We start from the raw sequence: 11,854 nt of genomic DNA on the forward strand, positions 1-11,854 counted from the left end.
TGGGTGGATGAATTTAGCGGTTGAACGAGCCGCCGCGAGGGCCGCCGCCAGACCCGCGAGGGCCGTTGCTGCGGCCACCACCGCCGCCGTATCCACCGCCGCCATTGCCACCACCACTGCGGTAGCCACCACCACTGCCACGGCGACCGCCGCCGCCCATGCTGTCTACGCTGGTGCGCATCGGGTCAGGCTGGCCGCCCGCCGAATGGCCTGAGTGGCGGTTGCCTGGGTTGCTGTGACCCGAGTGCGTTCCCAGGTGGGCATTGGCGCGCGGAGGTTGCGAGTCGTCGTAGCGATTGCCGCCACCGCCGCCTTCGTAACCACCGCCGCCGGAGCGACCGCGAGGGGCTTGGCCGCCAGCGCGTGCGCCGCCGCCCTGGCCACCACCGGCACGACCGCCACGTGGGCCATTGCCGCCGCCATTCGCTGCGGCACCGCCACCGGCGCGACCGCCACGGCCACCGCCGCCATTGCCGCCACCGGCAGGACGGGGGCCGCGCTCGCCGCCGCCATTGCCGTTGCCTGCACCCTGGCCGGCTTTGTTGGTGCGGATGCGTTCCATCATTTCACTGCGGGCGGCCTTGGCGGCGGCCTGCATCACTTCGCGGCTTGGGGGCTTGCCTGCACCGCCCCAGATCGTCTGGCGGCCCATGGCAATGGGCTCTGCCTTTTCACCTGCGTCTGGGCCAAAGCCCTCGATGACTTGCACTGGAATCTGCTGCTTGGTGAAGCGCTCGATGTCCATCATGAAGCCTTCTTCGTCCATGCAGACCAGGCTCACTGCTTCGCCCGTGGCGCCTGCACGGCCCGTACGGCCAATGCGGTGCACATAGTCTTCGGAGACGTTGGGGATTTCGTAGTTAACGACATGGGGCAGATCGTCAATGTCGATGCCGCGGGCTGCAATATCGGTAGCCACCAGGGCGCGGATATCACCACTCTTGAAGCCCGCCAGGGCCTGTGTACGGGCGCTCTGGCTCTTGTTGCCATGCAGTGCCATGGCTTGAACACCGTTTTTGGTCAGAAACTCGGCTACGTTGTTGGCGCCAAACTTGGTGCGGGTGAATACCAGCACTTGGCTCCAGTTGTGCTGCTGAATGATGTGCAGCAGCACTTGCTTCTTCTTGCCACGGCCCACGGGGTGAATCACCTGGGTGATGCGTTGCACCGTGGTGTTGCTGGGCGTGACCTGGATGCTTTGCGGGTTCTTGAGCAGCGTGTTGGCCAGCTCGCGGATTTCATCGCTGAATGTGGCGGAGAACAGCAGACTTTGCTTGTCTTTGGGGACCAGCGCCAGGACTTTCTTGACGTCGTGGATGAAACCCATGTCGAGCATGCGGTCGGCTTCGTCCAGAACGAGAATTTCGACGGTAGAGAGGTCCAGGAAGCCTTGCTGCTGCAAGTCCAGCAAACGGCCTGGTGTGGCAACCAGCACGTCCACACCACGCTTGATGCGGTCGATTTGCGGGTTCATGCCAACGCCGCCGAAGACGACGGTGGAGTTGATGTCCAGGTATTTGCCGTAGTCGCGCACCGACTCTTCAACCTGGGCCGCCAGTTCACGGGTGGGGGTCAGGACCAGGGCGCGGATGCCCTTGCCGCCGAACTTGCTTTTGGGGGCTGTGCCCTGGCTGAGGCGGTGCAGCATTGGCAGTGTGAATGCTGCGGTCTTGCCGGTACCCGTCTGCGCTCCGGCCAGCAGGTCATGGCCTGCGAGTACGGAGGGAATCGCCTGGGCCTGAATAGGGGTGGGTGTCTCGTAGCCTTGTTCGAGCACCGCCTTCAGGATGGCAGGAGCCAGATTCAGTTCTTCAAATTTCATGTCGTAGATTGCGCCCGTCCGGGCGCTGGGTATCGGCCTGTCGTCGCAACCAAAGAGGGGTTGCTGAGCCAGTCTCAGGCAGATGAGGTTCAAAATTGGGAGCCAGGAAAGTGATTCCTTCGTCCCCAGCAAACTGCTGATGTGACGAGCAACTGGAGCCCGTTACGCCGCTTATTGTCGCATGGCCCGATAATCTCGGTTTGAACGCAGAATTTCTGCCCACTTTCGCAGGTTGAACAAGTAATGGCCCAATACGTTTTATCGAAACAACTGCCCGCCTTTGGCGGCCTTCACTCGCTTTGCTCGTGGGGGGCATGTAATGGCTCAGTATGTTTTCTCCATGAACCGCGTCGGCAAGATCGTGCCGCCCAAGCGGCAGATTTTGAAAGACATCTCCCTGAGCTTCTTCCCGGGCGCCAAGATCGGCGTGCTGGGGACCAATGGCTCGGGCAAGTCCACCCTGCTGAAAATCATGGCAGGCATTGACAAGGAAATCGAAGGCGAAGCCATCCCCATGGCGGGCCTGAACATTGGTTACCTGCCTCAGGAACCCCAGCTGGACCCCACCCAGACCGTGCGTGAAAGCGTGGAAGCCGGCATGGGCAAGGTGTTCGCCGCCAAGGCGCGCCTCGAAGAGGTCTACACCGCCTACGGTGCCGAAGACGCCGACTTTGACGCTCTGGCCGCCGAACAGGCCGAGTTGGAAGCCATCATCGCCACGGCTGGTACCGACTCCGAGCACCAGCTGGAAATCGCTGCCGACGCGCTGCGCCTGCCCCCGTGGGATGCCAACATCGGCGTGCTCTCCGGCGGCGAAAAGCGCCGCGTGGCGCTGTGCCGCCTGCTGCTGTCCAAGCCCGACATGCTGCTGCTCGACGAGCCTACCAACCACTTGGACGCCGAATCGGTGGACTGGCTGGAGCAGTTCCTGCAGCGCTACTCCGGCACCGTGGTGGCCATCACCCACGATCGCTACTTCCTGGACAACGCCGCCGAGTGGATTCTGGAACTAGACCGTGGGTCCGGCATCCCGTACAAGGGCAACTACTCCGACTGGCTGACCCAAAAGGGTGCCCGCCTGGAAGCCGAACAAAAGGGCGAAGAAGCCCGCGCCAAGGCCCTGAAGAAGGAACTGGAATGGTCGCGCCAGAACCCCAAGGCGCGTCAGGCCAAGAGCAAGGCCCGTCTGGCCCGCTTTGAGGAACTGAGCGACTTCGAATACCAAAAGCGCAACGAAACCAACGAAATCTTCATCCCCGTGGCCGACCGCCTGGGCAGCCAGGTGATCGAGTTCAAGAACGTCACCAAATCGTTTGGCGACCGGGTGCTGATCGACAACCTGAGCTTCAACATCCCTGCAGGCGCCATCGTCGGCATCATCGGGCCCAACGGCGCCGGTAAGTCCACGCTGTTCAAGCTGATTGCGGGCAAGGAAAAGCCGGACTCGGGGGAAGTCGTCATCGGCTCCACCGTCAAGATGGCCTTTGTGGACCAGCACCGTGATGACCTGTCCAACGACAAGACGGTGTGGGAAGACGTGTCGGGCGGGCTTGACATCCTGAACGTCGGCAAATTCCAGATGGCCAGCCGTGCCTATTGCGGTCGCTTCAACTTCAATGGCGGCGACCAGCAAAAGAAGGTCGGCATGCTCTCAGGGGGGGAGCGTGGCCGTTTGCACTTGGCTAAGACCTTGATTGCGGGCGGCAACGTGCTGATGCTCGATGAACCGTCCAACGACTTGGACGTGGAAACCCTGCGCGCCTTGGAAGATGCGCTGTTGGAGTTTGCTGGCACGATGTTGGTCATCAGCCACGATCGCTGGTTCCTTGACCGTATTGCCACCCACATCTTGGCAGCCGAAGGTGACAGCCAATGGACGTTTTTTGACGGCAATTACCAAGAGTACGAAGCGGACAAGAAAAAACGCCTGGGCGAAGAGGGCGCCAAGCCCAAGCGGATGCGTTACAAGGCACTCAAGTAAGGTTCCAAAGTTCTGCAGGTCAAGTAGGATTGCAACTGGAAACCCCTTTTTCTTCCTTTCACCATGTCCCAGGCAGCGTCCCGTTCGAGAACTGTTTTTCGCGCCTGCGTCGTTAGCGCTGTGCGCGAGGGCGAAGCGCTCATGGGCAAATTGGTGGAGGTCACGCGCAATGCGTTGACGCAAGAGGAGTCTTCAGTTCGCAACGTCCAGCAGCGCAACAACATCAGCGATGCGCTGGGTGTGCTCAAGCAGCACGAAGCTGGCATGGTCAAGGGCTACTCCATGGCCTTGCTGGAGATCTTTGCAGAAGGCCCTTCCAACGCCAAAGCCCGCCCGGCCGACGAAACCGGGATGGATTTTGGCGAGCTTTCGCTCATGGACGAGAGCGAAATGCAAGACCAGGTGGAGCTGTCCAAGGCCCAGCAACAAGCGGTGCATGCGACCGAAGCGGTGTTGGCAGAGCTCAACACCTTGGTCAGCTCGGCCCAGGGCCTGCGCAGCGTGCAGCCCGAGCGCAATCCTCTGCGTCCCGAAAATTACATCCGTGCTTTGCAGCGTGTGGTGTCTGAAACGGGCGCCCCGTCAGAGGTACGCCAGTTGTGGATGCAACACATGCGTAGCCTGCTGGGTAAGTTATTGGAGGTGGAATACCAGCGCATGGCCAAAAGCCTGCGCGAGCAAGGCATTGAGCCCGTGGGCTATGCCGTGCTGGGCTCGCCCGCCATGGCGGGGCGCACAGGCTACGGCCCGGCGCAAGGTATGGGGGGGGCACGGGGTATGGCAGCGGCTATTCCACGGGCTACGGACAACCCAGTGGGTACGGTGGCACCACGGGCTACGGTGGCAACACAGGCTATGGCCGTGGCATGGGTGGGCACACGGGCTGGCAGGGCGAATCGGCCATGCAGCCGCAGATGGCTGCCGAGGCGGAAGAGGCCATCTTGACGGTGGGCATTCTGCGCCAGATGCTGGCGGGGGGCGACCCCTTTGACCCCCGTGGGGCCTATGTGGCCGTGCCTTCTCAGGCGGTGCCCTTGCAGTCTGGCCAGATGCCTGCGGTGGGCTGGGTGGATGGGCGCACGGCGGTGCCCAGTGGCCATGCCGCCATGGGCTCTGCCTACGCGGCAGTGCCCGCAGTGGCGGCCGACGCCATGGAAGACATTGCGCAGCTGGAGAGGTTGGTAAACCGTCTGAGCGGCGGCAGCCAGGCGGCGCCCCTGTCTGCCTGGCGCGCACCCACCCAAATGGGGCAGCCCATCTACACCGTGCCCTTCGTGGCACCCACAGAATCGCCCGTGGTGGCTGCCGATGTGGTGGGGGGCATGATGGTGGCCCTGGCGCAAGACACCCGCTTGCTCCCGCCGGTGCAGCGTGCCGTGCAAAACCTGGAGCCCGCGCTCAAGCAGTTGGTGCGGTTTGACCCCCGCTTCTTCTCCGATGCAGGCCATCCCGCGCGCCGTTTGCTGGACGAAATGACCCAGCGCAGCTTGGCATTTGCCTCGGAAGAGGCCCCAGGGTTTGCCCAGTTTGTGCGGCTGATCAATGAAGCGGTGGCCCATCTGGCGGCCAGTCAGATCAAGGACGCCACGCCCTTTGAAACCGTGCTCAAGGCGCTGTACTCCGCCTGGGACACCCAGGAGCAGCGCGCCAAAGCGAAAGAAGCGGCGCAAAAGAGGGTCCTTCAGCGGGCCGAGCAGCGCGCCATGCTGGCCGAGAAAATTGCGGCCGACATTCGGCGGCTGCCCGACATGGGGCAGGTGCCTGCCGATGTACTCGACTTTGCCGCAGGCCCTTGGGCCGATGTGGTGGCGTTGGCGCAGGTGAGCCAGGCCGACGGTGCTGAGGATGACCCAGGGGGCTACCTCGCGCTGGTGCCTATGCTGCTGTGGAGTGCGCAGCCCGAGCTGACCCGGCTGGAGCTGGACCGGCTGACGCAGGCGATCCCCGACATGCTGGCCAAGCTGCGAGAAGGTTTGCGCACCGTCGATTACCCCGCCGCCAAAACCAGCACATTTCTGGAGCGGCTGGTGGCCTTGCACCAGTCTGCGTTTGAGATGCCCATGCCCTCGGGCACCTCCATCCCCTTGCCTCAAGGCGAGGTGTTTGCCGAGCCGCCCGACAGCCTGGGCTCTGAAATGCCTTCAGAAGACAGCTTGCAGGCCGTGCTGGACACCGGCAGTGGATCTGCGGCCAGCGATGCAGCGGCGGACCCCTTTGCCAACTTTGTGGTGGGCGCCTGGGTGGAGCTGATCACCAACCAGCGCCCAGTGCGCACCCAGCTGACCTGGGCCAGCCCCAATGGCACGCTGTTCCTGTTCACATCGCCCGATGGCAGCACCCAGTCCATGACGCGGCGCATGCGCGACAAGCTGGCTGGCGAAGGCACGCTGCGTGTGGTGCGGGTGAAGTCTTCTTCGCGCAGTGCCAACTCGGCCCCGGCAGGCCTGTCGCGTTCCGCCACCAAGGCGGCCAAGGGCCGTTAACCTCGCAGCGCTCTGGCCTCTGACAGGCTAGGGCCTCTTCAAGCCCGCAGCAGCTTCTTGCGCACCAGGTGGATGTGGTTGCGCAGCGCATACAGCTCGTCTGCGTACGACAGCGGCACCGTCACCTTTTCCACCTGCGCCTCCAGGGCGTCCAGGGCTTTGAGCATCTCGGGATGCTCGGCGGGCTGAGACTCCACGGTGTCTTCAATTTCCCGCAGGCGGCCATACCAGCGGAACACGCGCGAGCGCACCCTGAACTGGTACAGCGGCGGCACGATGCGCGACAGTGGCAGCAGCGCGGCCAGCAAAATACCCAGCACTAGCCACATGCGCTCAATCAGGTTGGCCAGCCAGAACGGCAGGTAGCGCTGCATCATCGGCACCGGCTCGTTGATGGCGCGCTCGCCTTCCTTGGCAATGGGCAGTTCGCTGTGCCGCATGTTCGGAAACTCCCGTGCGCGGTTGAACCAACCCGGGCTGCTGTGCAGCCGCTGTGCGTTTTGGGCAAACAGCGTGAGCAAGGCCGGGTGAGTCGATTCGCGGGCCAGCAGCGATGTGGTGGACGCCACCATGCGCACATCCCGCGCCGGCACATTGCTGGCCAAGTCCACCACCCCACGCGGCAGCGTGACGGGCGACAGGAAGGGAAAGCGCCGCGCATAGGCCTCGTGCTGGGCAATGTCGAGCAATTGCACACCGGGTGTTTGCAGCAGCATTTGCACCATCAGCGACTCGGGGGCCGACGCAAATACCAGGGCGTCCAGCTTGCCCGCCAGGAAGGCCACGGTGGCCGGGGTCTCCTCCAGCCGCGACATGGTCACGGCGCCTTTTTCCAGCCGGTTGGCTTCCAGCAGCCGGTCCATCAAGGTGGGCACGCCGCTGCCGTCCGAGCCCACATTCACCCGCATGCCACGCAGCTGCCGCAGCCCATCGAGCCGGGGGCTGTGGTGCAGGCGCAGTGCAGCGTCGGTGCGATAAAACAGCCACACGGGCTCGACAAACAGGCTGCCCAGTGACACCAGCTCATCAGGGTCCTCGGGCTGCAGCTCGGCCGTGCCGCCTTGCACAAAGGCCAGGTCGGCCTGGCCATCGCGCAGCAACTGCAAGTTGGCCGACGAACCATCGCTGGGCAGCAATCGCACCTCGATGCCCTCGGCGGCCAGTGCCTTTTGGTAGCGCTTGCCAAACTCTTCGTACGCACTTTGCGCCGGGCCGGTGGCCAGGGTGACGGACTTGGGCGGCGTGGGGTTGAGCCACCAGTACGCCAGCGCCAGCAGGCCCACCGCTAGGAAAGCCAGTGGGCCTGCAGACAACAGCAGGTCGCGCAATGACAGCAGCGTGGATCGAAGGGCCTTGGACATGCGGGAGTTCATTCTGAAGCGGAAGAAGCAGTGCAGGGCGCCCTTGCAGGACACCTGCGAAGACTTTGAACAGGTTCTTAGACCCTGTTCAAAGTCAGGAAGGGCGCCAGTCTGCCATGCCCGGCAGGTGCAGGCCTTCGGCGGTTGTGACAGAACGTGCGGCCAGCACCGCCCGTGCCGTGGCGCGTGCGGTGGCCTCGGCGGCCATGGTGGCCAGCACCATCATGCCGGGGTGGGCTTCCACACAACCGGTGCCCAGGGCAAACACGGTGTCGCCGTCGCTCATGGTGTGTACGGGATTGATGCTGCGGGCCAGCCCGTCGTGTGCCGCAATGGCCAGCCGGTGGGCCTGCACTTTGGTGATGCGTGCGTCGGTGGCCACCACGCCCAGCGTGGTGTTGGTGCCCGCCAGCAGCGGCTGGGGGGGCTCGCCGCGCAGCAGGGCGCGGCGGGTGTCGCGCAACCCGTGGCCGTCGTCCGTGCGGGCACCCGCCAGCACCTGGGCGGTGTCGGGGTTCAGCACATCGCCCAGTGCGTTGCACGCCACCAAAGCCCCCACCGTGACGCCCGCCACCGTGACCGAAGCCGTGCCCACGCCCCCCTTCATAGCGTGGCCTATGCCAAAAATTTTGCCCACGGCCGCGCCTGCGCCCGCGCCCACGTTGCCTTCTGCCGGGTCGGCCCGGTTCGCGGCCTGGCAGGCGGCATAGCCCGCTGCCGCATCGGGGCGGATGCGCATGTCGCCCACCAGCAAATCAAACAGCACCGCAGCAGGCACCAGTGGCAGGCGGCCCACGGCCACGTCAAAGCCAATGCCTTGCTCCTCCAGCCAGCGCACGGCGCCCGTGGCCGCATCCAGCCCCCAGGCGCTGCCACCGGCCAGCACGATGGCGTGCACTTTTTCGACCAGGTTGGAGGGGTGGAGCAAGTCCGTCTCGCGGGTGCCGGGGGCGGCCCCGCGCACATCCACACCGGCCACGGCGCCGTCACGCGCCAGGATGACGGTGCAGCCCGTGGGGCGGCGGCTGTCGGTGTGGTGGCCAACCTCAATGCCCGCCACGCGGGTGATGCTGCCAGCGTCGCTGGCGGGTGGGGTGCTGCTCATGGCCCGATTATGGGCTGGGGGTTATCGCCGGTTTGCTGGCTGCGTCACGGTGCCGGTGCAATGTGCGTCAGCACATAGGCGCCTTGCAACTGCTCGGCCCTGAAGCGCATCTTCATGCCCGCTTGCAGGGCGCTGCCCTGGTCGGCGTTTTGCACCTTGAACACCATGGTCATGGGGGCATGCCCAGGTTGGCAATGGGGCCGTGGCGCAGGGTGACTTTGCCGCTGCGTGCATCCCAGCGCAGCACTTCGCCCTCGCTCAGCTCGGCCGCTGTGGCCGCCTGAGCGGGGGCTGCAGCCGGTGCGGCGGAGGTTGCGACCTGGGTGGATGCCGTATGGCTGTCGTAGGCTTCGCCGTGGTCGTGGTCGTCGCCCGCAAAGGCCGTGGTCGCGCCGAGCATGCCCAGGGCCAGCAGGGCGGCGCGCAGGTGGGAGGCCGTGCAAGGTGTTGTGTGTTGGCGGGAGTTGTGGCTCATGTGGATTCTTTCTGGTGGCCAGGGTAGCTTTTGAACACGCGGGTGCTGCCGTCGCGGGCGACCAGCAGCACGTCATAGGGGTCACGGCGGTTTCCGTACACCGCGCCATCCATGCCGGGGGAGCCCACGGGCATGCCGGGCACGGCCAGGCCCAGGGCTTGGGGCTTTTGCTTCAGCAGGGCGCGCACATCACTGGCGGGCACATGGCCTTCCACCACGTAGCCGCCCACCAGCGCGGTGTGGCACGAGCCCAGCTTTTGCGGCAGGCCCAGGCGGGCGCGCACGGCATTGTTGCCCGTGGCGTGGATGGTGACGGCAAACCCGTGGGCCTGCATGTGGTCCACCCAGTCCTGGCAGCAGCCGCAGTTGGGGTCTTTCCAGACCTCAACCGGGGTGGGCGCGGCGGCGTAGGCCGTGAGCGCGGGCCCTGCCAGTGTGCAGGCCATGGCCTGGGCCAGCCACTGGCGGCGGGTGTTTTTCGTTGGGGTGGGTGTGTAGTGAGTCATGGTGGTGCTCCTGTATTGCAATTGCAGTTCAATCCAATGCGCCGTGGGTGTGCCGCTGCCCTTGGGCCTGGCACGGCCTAGGCCAGCCCCCCCGCACAAGGGCCTACGCCGGCCGCGCCGCCCCGCCGTGCTGGGGGTGTCCCCCTCCCGCATCGCGCAGCGAAGCGAGAGAGGGGGAAGGCGCGAAGCGGCTCAGGGGGTGTTTCATTTGGGCTTTACGGTGATCGTGCCCTTCATGCCCGCGCTGAAATGGCCAGCGATCAGGCAGGCAAATTCAAAGCGGCCTGCGCGATTGAAGTGCCACACGATGTCGCCGCGTTGGCCGGGTGGCACATGGGCCATGTAGGGCTCATCGTGCTCCATGCCGGGGTGCTTGGCCATCATCTCGGCATGCGCCTGCAGGTCAGGCTCGGTGCCGATCACGATCTCGTGCAGCACCTGGCCCTGGTTGGCGGCCCGCAGGCGAATGGTGTCGCCCTCGCGCACTTCGATGTGGGCGGGGGTAAAGCGCATGTCGTCGGTCATGCGCAGGGTGATGGTGCGGCGCACGGCCTGCGCGTCGCCCGCAATGCCCCAGGCCTTTTGCTCTTTCACGGGCGCAATGGCGGGCGCACCAGCGGGCGCGTGGTGGGGTGCTGATTCATGAGAAAAAGCGGCGCTAGCGCTTACCAATAAAGCGCTAGCAGCTATGAATTTAATAGTGTTCATGGTGTGGTGAAGTCAATGCTGGTGGCCGCTGGCGGCGGGTTTGCGGGCGCTGGGTTCGGTGGGGGCGGTGCCGGGGGCGTCCACGCGCGCCGGGCGTGGTGTGGCGGCAGGGGCGCCTTGCCATTCATAGGCGAGGGTGCCCGGCGGGTGCTGGAAGTCGCCGGGGTCGCGGTAGTCGCTGGCGCCCAGGCCCTGGCGCACCTTGAGGGTGGTGAACATGCCGCCCATCTCCAGCGGGCCAAACGGGCCGGTGCCGGTCATCATCGGGAAGGTGTTGTCCGGCAGCGGCATTTCCATGGTGCCCATGTCGGCCATGCCGCGCTCGCCCATCACCATGTAGTCGGGCACGATCTTCTGGATCTTGCCCACCAGCCCCTTGTGATCCACGCCGATCATGGTGGGCACGCCGTGGCCCATGGCGCCCATGGTGTGGTGGCTCTTGTGGCAGTGCAGGGCCCAGTCGCCCAGCTCGTCGGCCGTGAACTCGATCTGCCGCATCTGGCCCACGGCCACGTCGGTGGTCACCTCGGGCCAGCGGGCGGTGAGGGGCACGGGGCCACCATCGGTGCCGGTCACTTCAAACTCGTGCCCGTGCAGGTGAATGGGGTGGTTGGTCATGGTGAGGTTGCCCACGCGCATGCGCACGCGATCGCCGCGGCGCGCCACCAGTGGGCTGATGGCGGGGAAGGCGCGGCTGTTCCAGCACCAGATGTTGTGCTCCATCATGGTGTTGACCTTGGGGGTCTTGCTGCCCGGCTCCACGTCAAAGGCATTGATCAGGAAGGCGTAGTCGCGCTGCACCTTGGCGATGTGCGGGTGTTGACCCTTGGGGTGTGTGATCCACAGGCCCATCATGCCCATGGCCATCTGCACCATCTCGTCGGCGTGCGGGTGGTACATGAAGGTGCCAGGCCTGCGCGCCACAAACTCGTACACAAAGGTTTTGCCTGGCTGGATGGCGGGCTGGGTGAGGCCGCCCACGCCATCCATGCCATTGGGCAGGCGCTGGCCGTGCCAGTGGATGGTGGTGTGCTCGGGCAGTCGGTTGGTGACGAAGATGCGCACGCGGTCGCCTTCGACCACCTCGATGGTGGGGCCGGGGCTTTGGCCGTTGTAGCCCCACAGGTTGACGAAGAAGCCGGGGGCCACCTCGCGCACCACGGGCTCGGCCACCAGATGGAATTCTTTGACGCCCTGGTTCATGCGCCAGGGCGTGGTCCAGCCGTTCAAGGTGACCACGGGTTGGTAGGGGCGCCCGTTGGGGGGCACCAGGGGCGGTGCGGTGTCGGGCGATGCCTGGGTGGCGGGCTCGGGCAGGGCGGCCAGTGCCACGCGGCTGACCGATGTGGCCGCGACGGCGGTAGCGGCACCGGCGAAAAATTGGCGTCGTTGCATGGGGTGTCCTGGATTTTT

General features: G+C 65.1%; 9 protein-coding genes and 1 pseudogene. 3 read left to right on the forward strand and 7 right to left on the reverse strand.

Annotation, left to right across the window (positions count from 1 at the left end):
- Window positions 1–13: 13 nt before the first annotated feature.
- On the reverse strand, window positions 14–1,822 hold the full coding sequence (locus tag EAG14_RS06530) for a DEAD/DEAH box helicase (protein WP_121728399.1): 1,809 nt from the start codon (window positions 1,820–1,822) through the stop codon (window positions 14–16).
- 319 nt (window positions 1,823–2,141) lie between these two features.
- Between EAG14_RS06530 and ettA the strand changes: the two genes are divergently transcribed.
- The 3 genes from ettA to EAG14_RS06540 all read left to right on the forward strand — a co-directional run bounded on the left by ettA (window position 2,142) and on the right by EAG14_RS06540 (window position 6,286).
- Window positions 2,142–3,803 carry an energy-dependent translational throttle protein EttA gene (gene ettA, locus EAG14_RS06535; RefSeq protein WP_099656133.1) on the forward strand — a complete coding sequence of 554 codons (1,662 nt, stop codon included), beginning with the start codon at window positions 2,142–2,144 and terminating at the stop codon, window positions 3,801–3,803.
- Window positions 3,804–3,866: 63 nt separating this feature from the next.
- Complete coding sequence (locus EAG14_RS23570) at window positions 3,867–4,748, forward strand: DUF1631 family protein (protein WP_256371477.1); 882 nt, start codon at window positions 3,867–3,869, stop codon at window positions 4,746–4,748.
- Window positions 4,670–6,286 carry a DUF1631 family protein gene (locus EAG14_RS06540; protein ID WP_256371478.1) on the forward strand — a complete coding sequence of 539 codons (1,617 nt, stop codon included), beginning with the start codon at window positions 4,670–4,672 and terminating at the stop codon, window positions 6,284–6,286. Before EAG14_RS23570 ends, EAG14_RS06540 begins: the two co-directional genes overlap by 79 nt.
- Window positions 6,287–6,324: 38 nt before the next feature.
- Here EAG14_RS06540 and EAG14_RS06545 read toward each other — a convergent pair whose 3' ends face one another.
- The 6 genes and pseudogenes from EAG14_RS06545 to EAG14_RS06570 all read right to left on the reverse strand — a co-directional run bounded on the left by EAG14_RS06545 (window position 6,325) and on the right by EAG14_RS06570 (window position 11,836).
- Window positions 6,325–7,647 carry a TAXI family TRAP transporter solute-binding subunit gene (locus EAG14_RS06545; protein WP_121730336.1) on the reverse strand — a complete coding sequence of 441 codons (1,323 nt, stop codon included), beginning with the start codon at window positions 7,645–7,647 and terminating at the stop codon, window positions 6,325–6,327.
- A gap of 94 nt (window positions 7,648–7,741) precedes the next feature.
- Window positions 7,742–8,752 carry a P1 family peptidase gene (locus EAG14_RS06550; RefSeq protein WP_121728400.1) on the reverse strand — a complete coding sequence of 337 codons (1,011 nt, stop codon included), beginning with the start codon at window positions 8,750–8,752 and terminating at the stop codon, window positions 7,742–7,744.
- Window positions 8,753–8,796: 44 nt separating this feature from the next.
- Window positions 8,797–9,227, reverse strand: a pseudogene (locus tag EAG14_RS23220) (copper-binding protein).
- Window positions 9,224–9,733, reverse strand: coding sequence for a DUF411 domain-containing protein (locus EAG14_RS06560; protein ID WP_121728401.1), 510 nt, complete (start codon window positions 9,731–9,733; stop codon window positions 9,224–9,226). The pseudogene EAG14_RS23220 and the gene EAG14_RS06560 overlap by 4 nt, the downstream one beginning before the upstream one ends.
- A 204-nt stretch (window positions 9,734–9,937) precedes the next feature.
- Window positions 9,938–10,441 (reverse strand): plastocyanin/azurin family copper-binding protein, encoded by a 504-nt coding sequence (locus EAG14_RS06565; protein ID WP_121728402.1) that lies wholly within the window; start codon window positions 10,439–10,441, stop codon window positions 9,938–9,940.
- Window positions 10,442–10,453: 12 nt separating this feature from the next.
- Window positions 10,454–11,836, reverse strand: coding sequence for a multicopper oxidase family protein (locus tag EAG14_RS06570; protein ID WP_121728403.1), 1,383 nt, complete (start codon window positions 11,834–11,836; stop codon window positions 10,454–10,456).
- Window positions 11,837–11,854 lie beyond the last annotated feature (18 nt).

The sequence above is a fragment of the Acidovorax sp. 1608163 genome, from assembly GCF_003669015.1.
In the GTDB taxonomy this organism is placed as follows: Bacteria; Pseudomonadota; Gammaproteobacteria; order Burkholderiales; family Burkholderiaceae_C; genus Acidovorax.

Coding starts and splice junctions, on each gene's coding strand:
- EAG14_RS06530 (WP_121728399.1), bottom strand. CDS start 1,822: ATGAAATTTGAAGAACTGAATCTGGCTCCTGCCATCCTGAAGGCGGTG.
- ettA (WP_099656133.1), top strand. CDS start 2,142: ATGGCTCAGTATGTTTTCTCCATGAACCGCGTCGGCAAGATCGTGCCG.
- EAG14_RS23570 (WP_256371477.1), top strand. CDS start 3,867: ATGTCCCAGGCAGCGTCCCGTTCGAGAACTGTTTTTCGCGCCTGCGTC.
- EAG14_RS06540 (WP_256371478.1), top strand. CDS start 4,670: ATGGGTGGGCACACGGGCTGGCAGGGCGAATCGGCCATGCAGCCGCAG.
- EAG14_RS06545 (WP_121730336.1), bottom strand. CDS start 7,647: ATGTCCAAGGCCCTTCGATCCACGCTGCTGTCATTGCGCGACCTGCTG.
- EAG14_RS06550 (WP_121728400.1), bottom strand. CDS start 8,752: ATGAGCAGCACCCCACCCGCCAGCGACGCTGGCAGCATCACCCGCGTG.
- EAG14_RS06560 (WP_121728401.1), bottom strand. CDS start 9,733: ATGACTCACTACACACCCACCCCAACGAAAAACACCCGCCGCCAGTGG.
- EAG14_RS06565 (WP_121728402.1), bottom strand. CDS start 10,441: ATGAACACTATTAAATTCATAGCTGCTAGCGCTTTATTGGTAAGCGCT.
- EAG14_RS06570 (WP_121728403.1), bottom strand. CDS start 11,836: ATGCAACGACGCCAATTTTTCGCCGGTGCCGCTACCGCCGTCGCGGCC.